This window comes from Gordonia hongkongensis (assembly GCF_023078355.1).
GTDB classification, from domain to species: Bacteria; Actinomycetota; Actinomycetes; order Mycobacteriales; family Mycobacteriaceae; genus Gordonia; species Gordonia hongkongensis.
In genome coordinates this window covers 2,582,024-2,602,772 of sequence record NZ_CP095552.1, presented here as the reverse complement: position 1 = coordinate 2,602,772, position 20,749 = coordinate 2,582,024, and the positions used below count along the sequence as shown (strand labels likewise).

Sequence of the window (20,749 nt, the reverse complement as noted above, 5' to 3'; positions counted from 1 at the left end):
CAGTAGCCGTGCGACCGCGCTCGGCAGTTCAGTGCCCCATGCCCATGCCGCCGTCGACGGGCAGGACCGCACCGGAGATGTAACCGCCCTCGTCGGAGGCGAGGAAGCTGATGGCCGCCGCGACGTCCTCGGGCTTGCCGGTTCGGCCGAGCGGGATCGCCTGCTTGGCCATCTCGATGTAGCGGTCCTCCATCGACGCGGTCATGTCCGTCTCGATGAACCCGGGCGCCACGACGTTCGCGGTGATGTTGCGCGAGCCGATCTCACGCGCAATCGAGCGCGCCATCCCGATCAGGCCCGCCTTCGAGGCCGCGTAGTTCACCTGGCCCGGGATGCCGGACATCGCGACCACCGAGCCGAGGAAGATCATCCGGCCCCACTTGGCGCGCTGCATCCCCTTGGTGGCGCGCTTGGCGCACCGGAACGCGCCGGTGAGGTTCGCGTCGAGGACCTTCTCGAAGGATTCCTCGGACAGTCGCATGAGGAGCATGTTCTCGGTGATCCCCGCGTTGGCGACGAGGATCTCCACGGGACCCTGATGCGCCTCGACCTCGGCGAAGGCGCGGTCGACCGACTCCGAGTCGGTGACATCGCACTTGACGCCGAACAGTCCGTCCGGGGCTCCGGAACCGCGGTGCGTCACCGCCACCCGGTGACCGTCGGCTGCCAGTCGCTGGGCCACGGCCAGGCCGATTCCGCGGTTGCCGCCGGTCACCAGGACCGAGCGGGAGGGATTCTGCGCTTCGTTGCTAGCTGCCGTCATGGGTGTTCAACTTATCCGTTCTCGTTGCGGGGGTGACACGCGGTCGGCGGGCGGGGCGCACGGCGGCACACCCCGGACACGTCCGCATCAGGGCAGCCGGCGGTTGATGGCCAGCGCGGCGAACGCCGACACCAGCGCGAACAACGTACCGGCGACCAGCCACGGCTTCGAATTGTCCCCTCGACGGGTTTCGTAACCGATCTCGTCCTGGAGCTGCTCGTAGACCTTGTTCAACTCGTCGAGGCTGGCCGCGGTGAAGAAGTCGCCACCGGACAGGTTGGCGATCTTGCGCAGCGAGTCGTCGTCGACCGGCACCGGCACCCGGTCGCCCTCGAGTTCGACGGTGCCGGTCCGGGTACCGAAGGAGATCGCGGAGACCGGGATCTTCTCCTCCTTGGCCTTCCGGGCCGCGGTGAAGGCACCACGCGGGTCGTCGGGGTCGTCCGGGACGGTCTCCTTACCGTCGGAGAGCAGCACGATCCGCGCGGGTGGTGCGCCCTCGGTCCCGCCGAGCACCGCGTTCAACGTGCTGATCTGCTGCAGGGCCGCGAAGATGCCCTCCCCGGTTGCCGTCTTGTCGTCGAGCCGCAGTTTGTCCACCGCGACCTTGGTGGCGTTGTGGTCCGGCGTCGGCGACACGAGGCTGGCGGCGGTACCGGCGAAGGAGATCAGTCCGAGGTTGATCCCCTCGGTCAGCTCGTCGGCGAACTTCTTCGCCGACTCCTGCGCCGCGCGGATCCGCGACGGCGACACGTCGGTGGCGTTCATCGACCGCGACACGTCCATCACCAGGACGACGGTCGCCTTGTTGCGCGGCACCTTGCGATCGGCCTGCGGCCCGGACAGCGCGACCGTCAACAGGATCAGCGAGACGATCAGCAGTGCGATCGGCAGGTGCCGCAGACGACCCCGGTCCGCGGGCGCGACCGACTTCAGCAGGTCCAGGTTCGCGAAGGTCAGCGCACGCTGCCGCCGCCGGCGCAGCATGTAGACGTACGCGGCGCCGAGCAGCGCCACGACCAGGAGCAGGAGCAACCACCAGGGACTGGACAGCATCGACCTACCCCACCCCCGCCGCGAGGCCGCGGCGGCGTTGTGCGACGAACTTGACGGTGTCGGCGATCCACTCCCGATCCGTGCGCAACGTCAGGATCGCGCCGCCACAGCTGCGCAGGGTGCGGTGGACCCGCTGCTGGTGTGCGCGCGCCGCGGCCGCGAAGTCGCGCCGGAGGTCGTCGGTGATCGTCACGTCGTGGATCTCCCCGGACTCCGCGTCGGCCAGGGTGACCTCGCCGATCGCCGGGAGGTCGAGATCACGGGGGTCGAGGACCTCGACCGCCAGGAGTTCGTGGTGCGCCCCGATGGCGCGGAGCGAACGCTCCCAGTCGATGGGGCCGAGGAAGTCGCTGATGACGACGGCGAGGCCGCGCCGGCGCTGGGGCCGTCGGAGCGCCTCGATCCCCGCCTTCAGGTCACCCCGGACGCCGGGCGAGCTGCGTCGCGTGGTGGCGATGGTCTTGAGGAGGTTCTGCGCGTGCGCGCGCCCGGCACGGGCCGGTACCCGCACCACGTCGTCACCGGTCACCACCAGCGCGCCGTGCCGGTTGCCACCGCCGGTCGTGAGGTGGACCAGAGCCGCGGCCGCGGCGACGGCCAGGTCGCGCTTGGTGCAGTCGACAGTGCCGAAGTCGAGGCTGGCCGAGGCGTCGACGACGAGCCAGGTCTCGAGTTCGCGGTCGGCGATCATCTGCCGGACATGCGGCTGGGTCGTGCGTGCGGTGACCGACCACTCCATCCGCCGGACGTCGTCGCCCGGCTGATAGGCCCGCGCCTCCCCCGGCTCCGAACCCGGTCCGGGGATCAGACCCAGGTGCTCGCCCTGGAGCACGCCGTCGAGTTTGCGCCGCACGGTGAGCTCGAGCATCTTCAGCGCCGCCGTCAGCTGCGCCTCGTCGAGCAGCCCGGCGCCGAGACGCGGTAGGTCCCGATTAGCCGCCATACTGAGGTGAATTCCGGTTCGCCGGGGCCGAATTCGGGTCCATCGGACCGGCGGGCTGCGGGACCTGCTGTCCCGCATACCCATTCGGCCCGTGTCCGGGATTGGGCGCCTTCTGCTGTCCGGCCGGGTACTGCCCCTGCGGCACCGGCTGCGCGCCGACCTGCGGCAGTCCGACGGTCTGCAGGACGCGGGCGATGACCTGGTCGGCATCGATCTCGTCGGCCAGTGCGTCGTAGGACAGCACGAGGCGGTGCCGCAGCACGTCGGGCATGATCTCGACGACGTCCTGCGGGATCACGTAGTCGCGTCCGCGGACCAGCGCCAGGGCGCGGGCCGCGGCCACGATGCCCAGCGTCGCACGAGGCGACGCGCCGTAGGACAGCCACGACGCGACGTCGTTCAGGCCCAGCTCGGCCGGCCGGCGGGTGGCGTTGATGACCCGGACGACGTAGTCGACGAGCGCGTGGTGGACGAAGACGTTCGCCGCGGTCCGCTGCAGGCGCAGCATCGCGGCGGGGTCGAGGACCTGGGAGGCGGTCGGCGGGACGTTGCCCATCCGGTAGACGATCTCGCGCTCCTCCTCCACCGACGGGTAGTCGACGAGGACCTTGAACAGGAAGCGGTCCCGCTGCGCCTCGGGCAGCGGGTAGACACCCTCGTTCTCGATCGGGTTCTGCGTCGCCATGACCAGGAACGGATCCGGCATCGAGTACGTCTTGCCGCCGATCGAGACGTGCCGCTCGGCCATCACCTCGAGCAGTGCCGACTGCACCTTCGCGGGTGCGCGGTTGATCTCGTCGGCGAGCAGGAAGTTCGCGACCACCGGGCCGAGCTCGGTGTCGAACTCCTCGCGGCCCTGACGGTAGATACGCGTACCGATCAGGTCGGTGGGCACGAGGTCAGGGGTGAACTGCACTCGCGAGAACGACCCGCCGACGACGCGGGCGAACGTCTCGACAGCGAGCGTCTTCGCGACACCCGGCACGCCCTCGAGCAAGATGTGTCCGCGCGCGAGGAGACCGACGAGAATGCGCTCGACGAGCTGATCCTGGCCGACGATGACGCGCTTGACCTCGTAGATGGCCCGCTCGAGCAGGGCGACGTCGGCGTCGCTCAGCACCGAGCCGTCCGCTCCTGCCGCCGCGGGATCCCCCGTGGCCGCCTTGCCGAGGGAGTGCGATTCGGTCAACCCGTGCTCCTGTTCCTCTGAACTGCTGTTCCGTCGAACCGCGAGGGCCCACGGGCGGCGCGAACGCGCAGCGCGCAGGCGTCGACCCCGCGTGTCTGTGCCAGCCTAGCCGTGCCGGCTGAAAAGGTGCCAAGAAGAGTCGGCGGGTGTCGGTCGTTCACAGCGCCGCCGGAACCACCACGCCTCAGAGCAGACGGACCACGTTCGGCATCGCACCGTTGGTGCGCAGCGGGGACACCTTGACCACGTCACCCGACTGCGGTGCCTCGACCATCTTGTTGTCGCCGAGGTACAGCGCGACGTGCGCACTCGCGTTGGGGCCGTAGAAGATCATGTCGCCGCGTCGCATCTGTGACAGCGGGAACTGCGGCCCCGAGGTGTACTGGTAACCGGTGTAGTGCGGCAGTTCGATCCCGACGCCGGCGAACGCGTAGATCATCAGGCCGGAGCAGTCGAAACCGATCTTGTTGTAGTCGCCGTAGCTGTCGGCCACACCGCCGTCGCGGATTCCCTGCGTCGGGCCGTTCGCGTCGCCACCGCCCCAGGCGTAGGGCACGTTCAGCTGCGAGAGCGCACGGTTGACGGCGATCTCGACGGCTTGCGGACCGCGCAGCCCGGGTCGGACGACGCCGCCCCCGCCCCCGCCGCCGCCGGAGGAACTGCCGAACAGAGAGCCGAGGCTTCCCGAACCGAGTCGCGCACTGAGGGTGTCGCCACCGCTGCTGCCGGTGATGTCCGCACCGCCGATGCCGAGCTCGTTCAGCAACTCGGACTGGGGCAACTGCTGCTGCCCGACCAGACCGGCGAGGATCGACGAACCGACGTCGATGGCGAGGCGCGCGGCGGCCTCCGCCGCGACGGCCAGTGCCTGGTTGTCGGTGGCGGGCGTGGCGGGTAGCGCCTTGAGCGCCCCTTCGGCCGACGGGTCCGTCGGGAACAGGTTCGAGAGCAGATCGCTCGCCGACGGCCCCTCGACCGTCTTCTTCGGCACGTATCCGCGAATCGTGTTGAGGCGCTTCTGGACCCGGTCGCGTTCCCCGATCAGGGTGGCCTTGCGCTTCTGCTGCGAAGCGATGGCGGCCTTCGCCTCGGTGACCGCCGCCATGGCGTCGGTCTTGCGCTGTTCGGCGCTCTTGGCCGCGAACGACGCCTGCCGGCGGGTGGCCTCGACGGCGGCGAGTCGGTTGGCCTTCTGGTTGCGGGCCACCTGCAACCGCCGGATCATCTCCTGCTGCTTCTTGCCGACCTGATCGATCAGCTTCATGCGGTCGAGGACGCCCTGCGGGTCTTCGGAGGCAACGTAGTTCGACATCGAACCCTGCTCAGGCCCCTGCTGGTACGCCAGGCGGGCGAACCGGTCGAACTCCTTCTGCGCGTCGACGACGGCCTTGCTCGATCGGTCGAGTTCGGTGCGTGCTCCCCGCGCGGCCACCGTGGCGAGGCGCTGCTGCGCGAGCGAGTTCTGGAAGTCGACGATCGATCGGTTCACGTTCTCCTGGCGGGACGCGAGCGCCTGGTCGAGGTCGGCGATGTCCTGGTTGACCGTCGCGATCCGATTGATCAGACCGGAGATGGGCGACTCGGGCGTCTTCTTGGGCGCCGCGTCGGCATGACCCGCGCCGACCGCGCAGACGAGTGCGACAGCAAGGGCCGCCGAGACGCGCGCCGGCCATGACGCACCAGTTCTTCCTCGCCTCACCTGGAACTCCTCGCGATTCGCGGGGATCTTCCGATCCCCGGTCCGGCGACCGTCCGGGGTGTCTGCACCCGCGGCGATCACGCACTGCACTTCCGCCACATCGGACCCTGTAGAGAACACAGGCATCACACGCGACATCAGAACCGTACGTCACATCAACCACACGAGAAAACCGTGTTCGTGAATTACAAAGGCGTTATTACCTGCGAAAATGCCGTGAACTGGCGAAAGATCGAACGGTCGTCAAGGTCTCGAATTGGCAACAGACCGGAAGACACGCCGAGAAGGGTCCCCGCCGCGCGAGAACAAGGTGCCAGGAGCCGGGCCCACCCTCCGCATCGCCGGCCGGCCGAGGCGGCCCGGGCCTGCGTACTACCGGCCGGAAGCGGTCGGCTCGCGACGTGATGCCGACGAGTCAACCGACTCCGCGGCGGTGGCCTGCACGGGTCCCAGCGGACCGGCGGCCAGGTTCTTGCGGGTGCGGACCTGCCGCAGCCGGGCGAGCACGGCTCCGCCCGCGACGACCAGGATCAGCAGGAGGCCCACGATCGTCCAGTCCACGTTGGGACCGGTCATCGTGTCGATCATCTGTCGCGCCGCACCCGCGGGGTCGGTGAGGGTCAGGCCGTCGGTGGCCTGTTCCTGCACCACCCGGCTGAACTCCGGCGACGAACTGCCGACCGAGTTGGGGCCGAGCACGATGACGGTACCGCCGACCTGTTCCTGCAACTGGTTCGCGACGTCGCGGTAGAGAGTGAACCGGGGTTGAACCTGGTCGATGACCACGAAGCTGACGTCGTGGCCCTTCGACTGGGCGTATTCCACGACCTCGAGCATGCCGGGCAACTGTTCGGGCGTCGCCCCCGCCACGCCGTCGTCGGCGATGTCCCGCGACAGCTCACCCATGTCGACCCCGACGAGTCCGGTGAGTTCGTTGTTCTCCGCGGGAGCTGCCAGCACCAGCGTCGTCGCCTGCGGACCCATCCGCCACCCCTGCCTCTCGAGATCACCCGGGGTTGCGTGCACGTTGACGGGCGGTATCGCGCCGGCGTCGAGTGTCTCCTCGCCGAACCCCGCCCTGCACCGTACGACACAATGGACTCGTCTGGGTATTCCGGTGTCGGCAGGTCCGATCCGGCGTGTCCCGGCCCGAGCTTGGTAACAGTACGTCCGTACTGTTAGACTGGACGACGTTGTCGCGGGTGGCCCTCGCGGACATCCGATGGTGCCGGTGCAGCCCGCCGGTGCAGAACGTTCAGCCGGTGCGGCACGACTGCGCCGGATCGACCAGCCCCGCCCGACCGCAAGTGGATCATCGAGTAATCGCCGGCGCAGCCCGCCGGCACACGAGGAGAGTGGATTTAGACGTGAGTATCAATTCCTTCGGCGCCCGCGGCACGCTGGACGTCGGTGACAACAGCTACGAGATCTACCGTCTGAACGCCGTCGAGGGCACCGCCAAGCTCCCCTACGCTCTGAAGGTCCTCGCCGAGAACCTCCTGCGCACCGAGGACGGCGCGAACATCACCAAGGAGCACATCGAGGCCCTGGCGAACTGGGACCCGAACGCCGAACCGAGCGTCGAGATCCAGTTCACGCCTGCCCGCGTGATCATGCAGGACTTCACCGGCGTGCCCTGCATCGTCGACCTCACGACCATGCGCGACGCCGTCAAGGAACTCGGCGGCGACCCGGACAAGGTCAACCCGCTGGCACCGGCCGAGATGGTCATCGACCACTCCGTCATCATCGAGGCCTTCGGCAATGCCCAGGCGTTCGAGCGCAACGTCGAGATCGAGTACCAGCGCAACGAGGAGCGCTACAAGTTCCTCGCTGGGGTCAGGGTGCCTTCGACGACTTCCGCGTCGTGCCGCCGGGCACCGGCATCGTGCACCAGGTCAACATCGAGCACCTCGCGCGCTCGGTGATGGTCCGTGACGGCGTCGCCTACCCCGACACCTGCATCGGCACCGACTCGCACACCACGATGGAGAACGGCCTCGGCGTCCTGGGCTGGGGCGTCGGCGGCATCGAGGCCGAGGCCGCGATGCTCGGTCAGCCCGTCTCCATGCTCATCCCCCGCGTCGTCGGCTTCAAGCTCACCGGCGCGACCAAGCCGGGCGTCACCGCGACCGACGTGGTCCTCACCATCACCGAGATGCTGCGCAAGCACGGCGTGGTCGGCAAGTTCGTCGAGTTCTACGGCAACGGTGTCGGCGAGGTCCCGCTCGCCAACCGCGCCACCATCGGCAACATGAGCCCCGAGTTCGGCTCGACCTGCGCGATGTTCCCGATCGACGGCGAGACCGTCAACTACCTCCGACTCACCGGGCGCAGCGAGGAGACGCTCGCGCTCGTCGAGGCCTATGCCAAGGAACAGGGCATGTGGCTGGAGAAGGACGCCGAGGAGGCCGTGTACTCGGAGTACCTCGAGCTCGACCTGGCCGACGTCGTCCCGTCGATCGCCGGCCCGAAGCGTCCGCAGGACCGCATCGAGCTGTGGGACGCGAAGAACGCGTTCCGCAAGGACATCCACAACTACGTCGAGAACGGCAACTCCGCTCCGCAGACCAAGCTGGACGAGGCGGTCGAGGAAACCTTCCCGGCGTCCGACCCCGCGACCCTGTCCTTCGCCGACGACGACGCCGAGCCGCTGCACTCGGCCGCCAACGGCGCCGAGGGCCGGCCGACCAATCCGGTCCGGGTGGATTCCGAGGAACGAGGATCGATGATCCTCGACCACGGGATCGTGACCATCGCTTCGATCACCAGCTGCACCAACACCTCCAACCCGTCGGTCATGCTCGGCGCGGCGCTCCTGGCCAAGAAGGCCGTCGAGAAGGGCCTGTCGTCCAAGCCGTGGGTCAAGACGTCGATGGCACCGGGCTCACAGGTCGTCACCGGCTACTACGACAAGTCCGGTCTCTGGCCGTACCTGGAGAAGCTCGGCTTCTACCTCGTCGGCTACGGCTGCACCACGTGCATCGGCAATTCCGGCCCGCTGCCGGAGGAGATCTCGAAGGCGATCAACGACAACGACCTCACCGCCACCGCGGTGCTGTCGGGCAACCGCAACTTCGAGGGTCGCATCAACCCCGACGTGAAGATGAACTACCTCGCGTCGCCGCCGCTGGTCATCGCCTATGCCCTGGCCGGCACGATGGACTTCGACTTCGAGACCGACGCGCTGGGCAAGGACACCGACGGCAACGACGTGTTCCTCAAGGACATCTGGCCGACCAACGAGGAGATCGAGGCGACCATCGCCTCGTCGATCTCGCCGGAGCAGTACGCCTCGGACTACGCCGACGTCTTCAAGGGTGACGAGCGCTGGCAGAACCTGCCGACCCCGTCGGGCAAGACCTTCGATTGGGACGACGAGTCCACCTACGTCCGCAAGCCTCCGTACTTCGAGGGCATGCAGCGTGAGCCGTCGCCCGTCTCCGACATCAAGGGCGCACGCGTGCTCGCGAAGCTCGGCGACTCGGTGACCACCGACCACATCTCCCCCGCGTCGACGATCAAGCCCGGCACCCCCGCCGCGCAGTACCTCGATGCCAACGGGGTGGCCCGCAAGGACTACAACTCGCTGGGCGCCCGCCGCGGCAACCACGAGGTGATGATCCGGTCGACCTTCGGCAACATCCGCCTGCAGAACCAGCTGCTGGACGGTGTGACCGGCGGTTACACCCGCGACTTCACCCAGGAAGGTGCACCGCAGTCGTTCATCTACGACGCCGCGCAGAACTACGCCGAGCAGAACATCCCGCTCGTCGTGCTCGGCGGCAAGGAGTACGGCACCGGATCGTCGCGTGACTGGGCGGCCAAGGGCACCAGCCTCCTCGGCGTGAAGGCCGTCATCACCGAGAGCTTCGAGCGCATCCACCGCTCGAACCTCATCGGCATGGGCGTCATCCCGCTGCAGTTCCCCGAGGGCGAGTCGCACAAGTCGCTGGGCCTCGACGGCACCGAGACCTACGACATCGCGGGCATCGAGGAGCTCAACAACGGGACGACGCCGTCGACCGTGCACGTCACCGCCGCCAAGGAAGACGGCTCGACGGTGGAGTTCGATGCCAAGGTCCGCATCGACACCCCGGGTGAGGCCGACTACTACCGCAACGGAGGCATCCTGCAGTATGTGCTGCGCAACATGATCAAGAGCTGACAGGAGGCACTCGACGTGCCCAAGGTCAGCGATGACCGGCTTGCCGCGCGTCGTCGGGAGATTCTCGACGGCGCGCGGCATTGCTTCGCGGAGTACGGATACGACGGCGCGACCGTCAAACGGATCGAAGAGTCCACCGGCTTGTCCCGGGGTGCGATCTTCCACCATTACCGGGACAAAGAGGCGCTGTTCCTCGCGCTCGCGCGGGAAGATGCCGAGCGCATGGCCGACGTGGCGGCCGAGCAGGGCCTGGTGCAGGTCATGCGCGACATGCTCACGCGGCCTCAGGATTTCGACTGGCTCGGCACGCGCCTGGAGATCGCGCGGAAACTACGGACGGACAACGGCTTCCGCGCGGAGTGGGTGTCCTACGCGGCCGAGGTCGAGCAGGCGACACTCAGTCGGCTGGAGCGGGGTCGGCAGGCGGGGCGCCTGCGCGACGACGTCCCGACCGACGTTCTGCTCAACTACCTCGACCTCGTGCTCGACGGTCTGATCACCCGGCTGGCCACCGGCCAGCCCACCGACGATCTGCACGCGGTGCTCGACCTCGTCGAGGAGTCCGTGCGCGCACACGACTGACCTCAGTCCGGGGCCAGCAGGGACACGACCTCGTCGATCGAACGATTCGCCGACAACCGGTAGGCCCGCACCGCCTCATCGCCGGTCAGCTGGACGACGGGATCGCCTCTCGTACCTCTCGTCGTCCAGCGTGGCGATCCGGCCACCCCTGATCCCATCGGCCGCAGCTCCGGCACCGGCAAACGGGGGTCGTTCGGGACCGGCGTGAGTCCCTGCACCTGTCGCATACGCATTCCGACGGCCGCGACCAGCCAGCACTCGGCGACGCCGACGGGTCGGATCGACGACAGGACCTGATTCGCCCCGTCGAAGGTCATGGTCATGGTGTCGGCGCGCTGTACCCGCCACATCGAGCCGACCAGGTCGAACCGTGCCATCCGGTCGTTGTGCAGATCGAACTCCGCACCGAAGCCGCGCAGCGCCGCGGTGCACTCGCCGGTCAGATACCTTGTCGCCGAATCGCGTTCGCGGCGACGCTCGTCCTCCTCGCGTCGCCGATCACCGATCGGGCGGTACTCGCGTTCGAGGGCGCCCCGGTCCGCCGCGGCCCCCTCGGCGAGGCGCCGATGCAGCCACGCCGGGTCGATCTGCAGGAAATACCGGTAATGAATCCGGCACGGCACGTCGTCCGCGGTCACCGGTCCGTCCCCGACGAGCATCTGCACACCGTGGTCGGCCGACCAGACGGCGGCGACCCGGCCGTCGACGTCGGCCACCCAGGACCAGCCCCGAGAACGGATCTCGGGCGCCGCCGCGGCGAGGACGACACTCAGCGCCGTACCCGGCTCCACAAGGAGTGAGTGTGCGTGGGAAGCGACGTCATCCCCCATCGCCACGCTGTCGCGGTCCACCTCGATCTGCAGCGCAGCCGTCACACCCCGGAGCCTAACGTCCCGCGGCCCCGGCCGACTCGCCGATCGCGCACCGCGCCGGACGGCAACACCTTCGCCACGACGACCAACCCGGACAAGCGCGCCGCGTGGTTCGGCAGCCCCGCCGGGGCGAGTGCAGCGAGCGGCCTCCCGGTCGAGCCGTACCCCGGCGTCTTCGACCATGTGATGGGCAACGGCGTCGAGGCCGTGTACGGCGCAGGCGTCGGGGGCGGGTCGCTCGTGTTCGGCTCCTTCACGCCCGTCCCCCGCCGACAGGACTTCGAGCACATCTTCCCGGCGGCCGCCGACTACGCGCAGCTCGCCCAGACCTACTTCCCGCGCGCGAAGGCCGGGCTCGGCGTCTCGCCGCTGCCCGCGGACATCCTCGCGCACCCCAAATACGTCGGGGCCCGGTCCTGGCTGAAGGTGATCGAGCGCTACGGCGCGTCACCGCACTTCTTCGACTTCGCCATCGACTGGGACATCGTCCGCGACGAACTGGCCGGCCGGGCCACCCCGTCGGTGACCGCGGGCGAACTGAGCTACGGCGTCAACAGCGGCGCCAAGAAGTCTCTCGACCGCAGCTACCTCCTCGCCGCCGAACGGACCGGCAACGTCACCGTCAAGCCGATGCACGAGGTCTTCGACATCCGGCCTCGCTCGCGCCGCGCCGGATTCGTCGTCACTGCACGGGTTCTCGACGAGCAGGGCCGCACGGTACGCACCGTGACCACCGAGGCCGATCATCTCTTCATGGCCGCGGGCTCCTTCCACACCACCCGCCTGCTCGTCGAAGCGCGCGCGCAGGGGCGCCTGCCACGACTGTCACCGCGCATCGGTGACGGCTTCGGCGTGAACGGCGACTTCCTCACCATCCGGGCGAACCCCCGCGAAGATTTCGGCGCCGTCCAGGGCGGACCGGGCTACGCACGGATCTACGAGGACAACCTGCCCGGCGGACCGGTCTCGATGGTCTATCAGGCCACCCCGCTGCCGGCACCGCTCGGCAAGGCCGCGACCACCCACCTCGTGCAGGCCCACACCGACGAACGCGGCACGATCGACTACGACCATCGCACCCGGCGGGCGCAGCTGAACTACCCCCACCCCGCCGACCGCAACGACCTCGACCGCCGGAGCAACGCCTTCATCAAGCGTTTCCACGAACGCACCGAGGGCCGTTTCGGCTTCGCCGCCAACGGAACCCACGTGTCGTCTCGCGCGCTCGGATTCGGTTCCGCGAGTACCTATCACGGGCTCGGCGGCGTCGTCATGGGTGCCGCGGCCGACACCGACGGCGCAATCCGGGGCTACGACAACCTGTGGGTCGTCGACGGTTCCTTCGTACCCGGGGCAGTCGGCCTGGTGAATCCCGCTCTGACCATCACCGCGCTCGCGGAGCGAACCATGGACAGGTTTCTCGCGACGCACTGAGGAACTGCGAAATCGGACACGACGCTAGGGTACTGTGACTCGCAACACCCCGAACGAGCGTTAGATACGGTCGTTCGGGGTGGCCATCCCCTTCGTCACGAGGAGCGTCACTCTTGTTTCCTGGAGTCTTCGCGAAATCCACCCCCGACAAGCCGGCCGTCATTCGGGCCGCTACCGGCGAGGTACTGACCTACCGACAACTGGACGAGAACTCGACCCGGCTCGCCAACTACCTCGACTCCCTCGGACTCCGACGCGGCGACAACATCGCCGTGGTCTCCGCCAACGACTTCCACGTTTTCGAGGTGTACTGGGCGGCCCTGCGCAGCGGTCTGTACGTGACCGCGGTCAACCACCACCTCACCGCGGCGGAGACCAACTACATCCTCTCCGACTGCAACGCGCAGGTCCTGTTCGCCGGCGCCTCGGTCGTCGAGGCCGTGTCGGCTGCTGGCGAGATCGAGGCCCTTGCCGGCCCGGGTCGCCGCATCGTGTGGGGTGGCGATCTCGACGGCTTCGAGAGTTACGACAAGGTCCTGGCCAATGCGTCGGCAGAGCCCCGCACCGACCAGCCGCGCGGCACCGACATGCTCTACTCCTCCGGGACCACCGGCCGTCCGAAGGGCATCAAGACACCGATGCCCGAAGGGCAGGTCGACCAGGTGCCCGACGCCTACACCGCGATCTTCGCACCCATGTACGGCTACGACGACTCCGCGGTCTACCTCTCCCCCGCGCCGCTGTATCACGCGGCGCCGCTGCGCTATTGCGGGATGACCAACTCGGTCGGCGGGACCGTCGTCATGATGGACCGGTTCGATCCCGAAGCGGCCCTCGCCGCCATCGAGAAGTACCGCGTGACCCACAGCCAGTGGGTGCCCACCATGTTCATCCGGATGCTGAAGCTGCCCGCGGACGTCCGCTCCAAGTACGACGTCAGCAGCATGAAGATCGCCGTCCACGCGGCCGCGCCCTGCCCGATCGAGGTGAAGCGGGCGATGATCGAGTGGTGGGGCCCGGTCATCCACGAGTACTACGCATCGACCGAGGCCGCCGGCGCGACGTTCATCGGCCCGCAGGAGGCGCTCGATCATCCCGGCTCGGTGGGCAAACCGCTGCTCGGCGTGGTCCACATCTGCGACGAGGACGGCAAGGAACTCCCGACCGGCGAGGTCGGCCAGGTCTTCTTCGAACGCGAGGACGTGGCGTTCCAGTACCACAACGACCCCGACAAGACCCGCAAGGCCCAGCACCCCGAACACGAGAACTGGTCCACACAGGGGATGTCGGATACGTCGACGACGAGGGCTATCTGTATCTGACCGACCGCAAGGCGTTCATGATCATCTCCGGCGGCGTCAACATCTACCCCCAGGAGGCCGAGAACGTCCTCATCAATCACCCGGCGGTGTTCGACGTCGCGGTGATCGGTGTCCCCGACCCCGACCTCGGCGAGGTCGCGAAGGCCTGCGTGCAGCTGGCCGACGGCCACGAACCCACCGATCGGCTCGCCGAGCAACTGATCGCGTTCACCACCGAGAACATCGCGGCCTACAAGGCGCCCCGGTCGGTCGACTTCGTCGACGACCTGCCGCGCACGCCCACCGGGAAGCTCGTGAAAGGCGATCTGCGCAAGCGGTATTGGCCGGAGACACCGAGCCCGTCAGCTGGTTGAGCCGCCCCACCGCTGGTCGAGCCGCCCCACCGCTGGTTGAGCCGGCACCGAGCGGAGCGAGGAGCCGAGTCGAAGCCACCTGGTGACCCGACCGCTTGCCCAGACCACCACCCCCTGCCGCCGAACGTTAGCTTACGCTAAGCTAACTCACACTGAGTTGGTCCGGTTACGGACACCGGCGAATCGGCCGGCGCCGCACCGCTGTTCGGAGCTGGGGAATGCAGGGTTTGGACGCGGTAGGCGGGCTTGTGCCCGATGACGATCCGGGACGGGCGGCCGTGCCGGTGGCCGACCTCCTCGTCGCGCGACTCGTCGACGCCGGGGTGCGGACCGTCTTCGGCGTTCACGGGGCCAACATCGAAGACGTCTTCGACGCGGCGGTGCGGCACCCGCTGCTCACCCCGGTCGTCGCGAAACACGAGTTCGGGGCCGGCGCGATGGCCGATGGGCACGCACGGCTCACCGCCGAGCCGACCGCGGTCCTGACGACGTCGGGTGGCGGTGCGCTGAACGTCATCCCGGCGCTGGGCGAGGCCTATGACAGCCGCGTACCCCTGCTCGCCGTGATCGGTTCGGCGCCGACCGCCGCGGTGGGGCGCGGTGGCTTCCAGGACATGCTCGACCCGCCGGACACCGTGGACCTGCGTGCCGTGGTGTCCGGCGTCGTCGGATTCTGCGGGCTCGTCGACGAGTCGGCTCGTCTCGATCAGGTCCTCGACGAGGCGTTCGCCACCCTCGCACGAGGTCTGCCGGCCGCGGTGATCCTGCCCAAAGACGTGCAGTCCTCACCCGGGTACGCCACACCGTCGCGTACGGGCCCACCGACCGAACTCCGGTCGGTGCCCCCGGCGGTCGTCGACGAACTCGCCGACCGACTCGTCGGGGTGGCGCGCGACGGCGGGTCGGTGTGCATCTGGGCGGGCGAGGAGGCATCCCGGCTCGGATTGCACGGTGCCGTACAGGATCTCGCGGAGCTTCTCGGCGCCGGGGTCGTGGTCTCACCGGGCGGTCGCGACATCGGGCGCGGGTCCTGCTCCGGCGTCACCGGGGTGATGGGGCACCCGTCGGCCCATCGGGCCGTGCGGGAATCACAGCTGATCCTGGTGATCGGCTGCCGCATGTCGATGACCGATCGCGCCGGCCTCGACGACGCCCTCGCAGCGATCCCGGTCGTGCATCTCGGCAGCGCGCCGCCGCGCACCCCGGCCGACGTCGAGCACATCGGGACGGCACGTCTCACCGAGACCCTCGGTGCGCTCCAGCGGTCACTCGCCGACCGGCTCCCCGGACGCCGCCCACCCCGGGTCCACCCGCTCGACCACCTGTCCGTCGCACCGTCGGCTCACGCCCTCGGAATGCGCGACGTGCTCGTCACCATCGGCGCCGCCCTGCCCGCGGGGTGTGCGGTGTTCGCCGACGCCGGGAACACCGGCGCGGCGGCAATCCACCATCTCCCGTTCGGCGACGCGCGGTTCGTCGTCGCTCTGGGCATGGGTGGGATGGGATGGGCCATCGCGGCGGGGATCGGGTCCGCGATCGCCGCGCGGGACATCCGTCCGGACGGTCGGGTCGTCGTCATCGCCGGTGACGGCTCGTTCCTCATGCACGGCATGGAGATCCACACCGGGATCGAACACGATGCGCCGATCACCCTCATCGTGCTCAACAACGACGCACATGGCATGTGTGTCACGCGGGAGGCGCGATTCTTCCCCGGCGCGCCGAGCGTCAACCGGTTCCGCCACACCGACATCGCGGGTGGGCTGGCCGCCATGTTCGCCGGCCTCCCGGTGCGCACCGCCGGCGATCTCCTCACCCTGCGCTCGGCATGCGACGAACTGTTCTCGCACACCGGACCGAATTGCCTCGTCGTGGAAGTGGATCCCGACGAAGAACCCCCGTTCGCCCCAATGATCTCGAGAGGTACCCCATGACCACGCACTCCTCCGCGCTGTCCGATCTCGGGGACACCGCGGCCACGCTGGACGGCGTGGTCCGGGTGGAGACCCACCCCCGTTCCGCCAACACGGCACTCGTCGTCGACAAGGTCCGCTCGGTGTATCCCCATCACCAGGTGTTCGGCGACTTCTGCCCCGTGCAGGGCTACGTCGACGCACCGCCGCACGAACTGTACGAATGGCTGGCCGACACGCGCTCGCTCGAGGAATGGACCTACAGCACACGAGGTTTCGAGCCGACCGGGGAGCCGGACCTGTGGGTCGGATACGACCGCCTGAACGAGGACACCAAGATCTACGTCCGGACCGTGGCGAACGCCGACGCGATGACCGTCGACTATCACTGTGCCTGGGATCAGGGAAAGCACCTCTGGATGATCTACCTGATGCGCGTCGTCGACGCGCAACTCGTTCTCGACCGTCCGGGTTCGGTGGTCCTGTGGAACAACTGCCACCACCCGTTCTACGACGAGAACCCCTTACCCGAGACCGCTCCGGCCGGCCGGGAGGAGTGGGTCGGCGACCTGTGGGACATGTTCGGTGCCGGACATCAGATCGAACTCGACAACCTCGCCGCCATCGCCGAACACCGCCATCGCCATGGACTTCCGCTGACCCCCGAATGGATGCGCTCATGCCCGCCGACGCCCCCGCCGTCTCGCTCGCCGACCTCGCCACCTACCGCCCGGCCGCCCGGGTGCCGGCGGAGTTCTTCGCGCAGTACGCCGAGGACGACGAACTCGCCGGCAACGTCATGTTCCGGGCTCCGTCCTTCCGCCACCACGCGGCCGACGGTGAGACGTCGGCGGACATGATCGTCGCCGCCGCACGGCGTCTCGTCGAGCGCCACGGCGACGGATATCTCGACGACGTGGACGTCGTGCTCACCCACAGCCAGCTGCCGGAGGTCCCGGTCCGCGGGTGTGTCGGCGAGGTCGCACACCGCCTCGGCCTCGCCCCGCGAACCGTGCTCGACGTGCACAACGGCGGCTGTGCGGCCTTCGTCCACCTCATCGAGATCGCCGGAGCGCTCCTGCGCGCGAACGGAGGCCGCAAGGCCCTGATCGCGCTGGCGCAGAACAGCGCCGGACAGATCTTCACCCAGGAGCAGGTACGGGTGAAGGCGCAGGCCGCGATCCCCGGTGACGGCGCGGCCGTGGCGATCCTGACTCTCGGCGACGAGGGTAACCCGGTGCTGGGGACCGAATGCCGGTCCTTCGGCCAGTTCTCGGCGGACATGACCGCCGTCGCACAGCCGGAACGCAAGTACTGGGAGGCGGGCCCGGGTCAGATCCATGTCGGCTTCACCGAGGCCAAGATCGCGAAAGTACTCGCCCGCGGGAACCGGATGGTCCCGGAAGTGGCTGCGGCGCTTGCGCATCGAATCGGGGTACGCCCGTCCGATCTGGACCTTCTCGTCACGAACCAGCCCAACCGGATCTTCCTGCGCAACTGGCGCGAGGCCCTCGAACTGCCCGAGTCGCGACACCCGGACACGTTCGACGACTGCGGGAACCTGTTCGCGGTCGGGATTCCGATGACTCTGGACGCGGCGATCGACGACGGGCGCGTGCGTCCCGGTGACATCGTGATGATGTCGGCGTTCGCCCATGCCGGCGACTTCGCCGCTGCCGGAGCGATCCGGTGGAGTGGGCGTTCGTGACGGTTCTGCTGCCGGCTCCGGTCTCCGAGCGCGCCACGGACCTCGCCGGCGTGCGCACCGACATCGTCGTGCGATGCGACCGGAACGAGTCCGCCTATCCCCCGTTGCCCGCGGTCGTGTCCGCGCTGCGCGACACGGTGGCATCGGCCCACCGCTACCCGTCGTTTCGTCCCGACGGTCTGCGCGCGACGATCGCCGAGCACACCGGTGTCGAGGCAGCGCACATCAGCGTCGGCGCCGGGGCGACGGCCGTACTCTCCGCGATCCTGCAGGACTCGGCTGCACGGGCCCGGGCCAGGGGTCGTACCGGACCGCGGATCGTCACCCCCGCACCGACATTCGAGGGTTTCGCGCTGCTCGCCGAGATGATCGGGCTCGGAATCGGCATCACCCCGCTGCTCGACGACGGGCGTCCCGATGTCGGTGCGCTCGCCGCGGCCGCGGGTCCGGACACCGCGGCCGTCATCGTCTGCAGCCCGCACAACCCGACCGGATTGGTCCTCTCCGACACGGAGATCCGTGATCTGCTCATGGCTGTCGACCCAGCGATCCCGGTGATCCTCGACCAGGCGTACGTCGAGTACTGCCGGAACGCACCCGATGTCCGGACGCTGGTCGACGAGTACCCCAACCTGATCGTGGTGCGAAGCCTCTCCAAAGCCCACGGTCTCGCGGGACTGCGGGTCGGTTATGCGATCGGGTCGGCGACGTCCATCGGCGGTGCCCGCCGTCACGAGGTCCCCTTCTCGATCACCGCGGCCGCCGAACACGCGGCGTCGCTGGCACTTGCCGCGTCCGACGAGCTGGCCGGACGGGTCACGGCGATGCGCCGCGAACGCGATCGAATCGCCGACGCGCTGCGCGACTCGGGCCACCCGGCGCTGCCGAGCGAGGCGAATTTCGTGTTCGTGCCGGGCACCGACGGCATCGAGTTCGGGCGGCGGCTGCGGGCCGCGGGGGTCGTCGGCCGGGAGTTCGCCGAACACGGTCACCGGCTGACGGTGCCCGACCGCGCCGGGACCAATCGGGTCATCGAGGCGATCAGGCGAGCTCGATGAGCTCCTGATACTCCTCGCTCCAGTGGTCCTCGGTGCCGTCGGGCAACAGGATCACACGCTGCGGATCGAGCGCGGCGGCGGCGCCCGGATCGTGCGTGACCAGGACGACGGCCCCGGTGTAGCTGCGCAGGGCGTCGAGGACCTGTTCGCGCGAGATCGGGTCGAGGTTGTTGGTCGGCTCGTCGAGGAGCAAGACGTTCGCCGCCGAGGACACCAGCCCGGCCAGCGTGAGCCGGGTCTTCTCACCGCCGGACAGCGTGCCGGCCGGCTGATCGAGCTGGGCGCCGCTGAACATGAACGCGCCCAACAGGCCTCGGAGGTCCTGCTCGCCCGCGTCGGGTGCCGCGTGCCGGATGTTCTCCCACACCGACGCCCGGTCGTCGAGGGTGTCGTGTTCCTGCGCGAAGTAGCCGATCTTCAGACCGAATCCCGGCTCGATCGACCCTGTGTCCGGCTTCTCCACTCCGGCAAGCATTCTCAGCAGCGTCGTCTTGCCCGCGCCGTTGAGGCCGAGGACGACGACGCGACTGCCCTTGTCGATCGCGAGGTCCACCCCGGTGAAGATCTCCAGCGAGCCGTAGCTCTTCGAGAGTCCGGACGTCATCAACGGTGTCTTGCCGCATGCGGCCGGTTCGGGGAACCGGATCCGCGCGGTGCGGTCGGCCACCCGCTCCTCGTCGAGGGCGTCGATCATCCGCTCCGCGCGCTTGAGCATGTTCTGCGCGGCGGTCGCCTTGGTCGCCTTGGCACCGAGCTTCGCGGCCTGCGCGCGCAGGGCGGACGCCTTCTTCTCGGCGTTGGCCCGTTCGCGACGACGGCGCTGCTCGTCGGTCGCCCGGGCATCGAGGTACCGCTTCCAGCTCATGTTGTAGATGTCGGCCTCACCGCGCACCGCGTCGAGGAACCACACCCGGTTCACCACGTCGGCCAGTAGGTCGACGTCGTGACTGATCACGACGAGACCCCCATCGTGGTTCTGCAGGAAGCTGCGGAGCCACGCGATCGAGTCGGCGTCGAGGTGGTTGGTCGGTTCGTCGAGCAGAAGGGTGGTGTCGGATTTCCCCGAGCCGTCGGACGCCGCGAACAGGATGCGTGCGAGCTCGATCCGTCGGCGCTGACCGCCGGAGAGTGTCCGCAGCGGCTGCTCGAGAACCCGATCGGGCAGACCCAGGCTGTTGCAGATCCGCGCGGCCTCGGATTCGGCGACGTATCCGCCGAGGGCGGCGAAGCGCTCTTCGAGGCGTCCGTACCGCGCCACGGCCTTGTCCCGCAGCTTGTCGTCGGCGGCCTCGGCCATCTGCGCCTGCTGCTTCTCCATGTCGCGCAGGATCTCGTCGAGACCGCGCGCGGAGAGCACCCGGTCCTTGGCCAGGACGTCGAGGTCGCCCTCTTTGGGGTCCTGCGGGAGGTAACCGAGTTCACCGGACCGGCGGATCGATCCCGCGTAGGGTTCGGTCTCGCCGGCCAGGATGCGCAGCGTGGTGGTCTTGCCGGCACCGTTGCGGCCCACGAGGCCGATCCGGTCGCCGGGCTGGATGCGTAAGGCGTCGCCGGGCGCCGCCAACAGGGTCCGAGCGCCCGCTCGTACCTCCAGGTCGGTCGCGGTGATCACGACGGTCGATTCTACCGGTGCCGCGCCACTGCTTTTTCCACGTGCGGACCCCGGCGCCGTGCGGCCGAGTCGACCAC

General features: G+C 68.8%; 12 protein-coding genes and 4 pseudogenes. 8 read left to right on the top strand and 8 right to left on the bottom strand.

The annotated features are described in order from the left end of the window. Positions 1-28: 28 nt before the first annotated feature. From fabG1 to MVF96_RS11775, 6 genes are all read right to left on the bottom strand, one after another. Entirely contained in the window at positions 29-763 is a 735-nt protein-coding gene (fabG1, locus tag MVF96_RS11800) for a 3-oxoacyl-ACP reductase FabG1 (protein WP_065632177.1), read from the bottom strand. 87 nt (positions 764-850) lie between these two features. Next, the gene (locus tag MVF96_RS11795; protein WP_247452029.1) at positions 851-1,819 is read right to left on the bottom strand and encodes a VWA domain-containing protein; all 969 of its coding nucleotides are present in this window, start codon (positions 1,817-1,819) and stop codon (positions 851-853) included. A gap of 4 nt (positions 1,820-1,823) precedes the next feature. Further along, a complete protein-coding gene (locus MVF96_RS11790) occupies positions 1,824-2,762 on the bottom strand; it encodes a DUF58 domain-containing protein (RefSeq protein WP_058250392.1) in 939 nt (312 codons plus the stop codon). Continuing rightward, positions 2,752-3,951 carry an AAA family ATPase gene (locus MVF96_RS11785; RefSeq protein WP_058250391.1) on the bottom strand — a complete coding sequence of 400 codons (1,200 nt, stop codon included), beginning with the start codon at positions 3,949-3,951 and terminating at the stop codon, positions 2,752-2,754. The genes MVF96_RS11790 and MVF96_RS11785 overlap by 11 nt, the downstream gene beginning before the upstream one ends. A 184-nt stretch (positions 3,952-4,135) precedes the next feature. After that, complete coding sequence (locus MVF96_RS11780; protein ID WP_247452097.1) at positions 4,136-5,650, bottom strand: NlpC/P60 family protein; 1,515 nt, start codon at positions 5,648-5,650, stop codon at positions 4,136-4,138. Positions 5,651-6,022: 372 nt separating this feature from the next. Beyond that, positions 6,023-6,634 (bottom strand): Rv1476 family membrane protein, encoded by a 612-nt coding sequence (locus MVF96_RS11775; protein WP_247452096.1) that lies wholly within the window; start codon positions 6,632-6,634, stop codon positions 6,023-6,025. A 383-nt stretch (positions 6,635-7,017) separates the two neighbouring features. Between MVF96_RS11775 and MVF96_RS11770 the strand changes: the two are divergent. Together MVF96_RS11770 and MVF96_RS11765 are read left to right on the top strand one after the other, a co-directional pair. Next, a pseudogene (locus MVF96_RS11770) lies at positions 7,018-9,818 on the top strand (aconitate hydratase). 15 nt (positions 9,819-9,833) lie between these two features. Further along, positions 9,834-10,400, top strand: coding sequence for a TetR/AcrR family transcriptional regulator (locus MVF96_RS11765; protein ID WP_058250388.1), 567 nt, complete (start codon positions 9,834-9,836; stop codon positions 10,398-10,400). 2 nt (positions 10,401-10,402) lie between these two features. Here the strand turns inward: MVF96_RS11765 and MVF96_RS11760 are convergent, their stop codons facing one another. Next, a complete protein-coding gene (locus MVF96_RS11760) occupies positions 10,403-11,191 on the bottom strand; it encodes a hypothetical protein (protein ID WP_223258976.1) in 789 nt (262 codons plus the stop codon). Between MVF96_RS11760 and MVF96_RS11755 the strand changes: the two are divergent. From MVF96_RS11755 to MVF96_RS11730, 6 genes and pseudogenes are all read left to right on the top strand, one after another. Then, positions 11,139-12,706: pseudogene (locus MVF96_RS11755) on the top strand (GMC oxidoreductase). The gene MVF96_RS11760 and the pseudogene MVF96_RS11755 sit on opposite strands and share 53 nt — an antisense overlap. Before the next feature lie 113 nt (positions 12,707-12,819). Next, positions 12,820-14,381, top strand: a pseudogene (locus MVF96_RS11750) (AMP-binding protein). A 218-nt stretch (positions 14,382-14,599) separates the two neighbouring features. Beyond that, positions 14,600-16,315, top strand: a complete 1,716-nt coding sequence (locus tag MVF96_RS11745; protein ID WP_418930432.1) for a thiamine pyrophosphate-binding protein — start codon at positions 14,600-14,602, stop codon at positions 16,313-16,315. Then, positions 16,312-16,974: pseudogene (locus MVF96_RS11740) on the top strand (SRPBCC family protein); the annotation flags it as partial. The gene MVF96_RS11745 and the pseudogene MVF96_RS11740, both read left to right, overlap by 4 nt. Next, entirely contained in the window at positions 16,974-18,002 is a 1,029-nt protein-coding gene (locus MVF96_RS11735) for a 3-oxoacyl-ACP synthase III family protein (RefSeq protein WP_137808827.1), read from the top strand. The pseudogene MVF96_RS11740 and the gene MVF96_RS11735, both read left to right, overlap by 1 nt. Then, the gene (locus MVF96_RS11730) at positions 17,999-19,060 is read left to right on the top strand and encodes a pyridoxal phosphate-dependent aminotransferase (protein ID WP_226513250.1); all 1,062 of its coding nucleotides are present in this window, start codon (positions 17,999-18,001) and stop codon (positions 19,058-19,060) included. The genes MVF96_RS11735 and MVF96_RS11730 overlap by 4 nt, the downstream gene beginning before the upstream one ends. Here the strand turns inward: MVF96_RS11730 and MVF96_RS11725 are convergent. Then, positions 19,044-20,672: an ABC-F family ATP-binding cassette domain-containing protein gene (locus MVF96_RS11725; protein ID WP_137808826.1), complete on the bottom strand. Its 1,629-nt coding sequence runs from the start codon at positions 20,670-20,672 to the stop codon at positions 19,044-19,046. The two genes, MVF96_RS11730 and MVF96_RS11725, sit on opposite strands and share 17 nt — an antisense overlap. Positions 20,673-20,749: the final 77 nt, after the last annotated feature.

Excerpts from the sequence above, each read along its gene's own strand:
- MVF96_RS11790 (WP_058250392.1), bottom strand. The coding sequence starts at position 2,762 with ATGGCGGCTAATCGGGACCTACCGCGTCTCGGCGCCGGGCTGCTCGAC.
- MVF96_RS11775 (WP_247452096.1), bottom strand. The coding sequence starts at position 6,634 with ATGGGTCCGCAGGCGACGACGCTGGTGCTGGCAGCTCCCGCGGAGAAC.
- MVF96_RS11735 (WP_137808827.1), top strand. The coding sequence starts at position 16,974 with ATGCCCGCCGACGCCCCCGCCGTCTCGCTCGCCGACCTCGCCACCTAC.
- MVF96_RS11745 (WP_418930432.1), top strand. The coding sequence starts at position 14,600 with ATGCAGGGTTTGGACGCGGTAGGCGGGCTTGTGCCCGATGACGATCCG.
- fabG1 (WP_065632177.1), bottom strand. The coding sequence starts at position 763 with ATGACGGCAGCTAGCAACGAAGCGCAGAATCCCTCCCGCTCGGTCCTG.
- MVF96_RS11795 (WP_247452029.1), bottom strand. The coding sequence starts at position 1,819 with ATGCTGTCCAGTCCCTGGTGGTTGCTCCTGCTCCTGGTCGTGGCGCTG.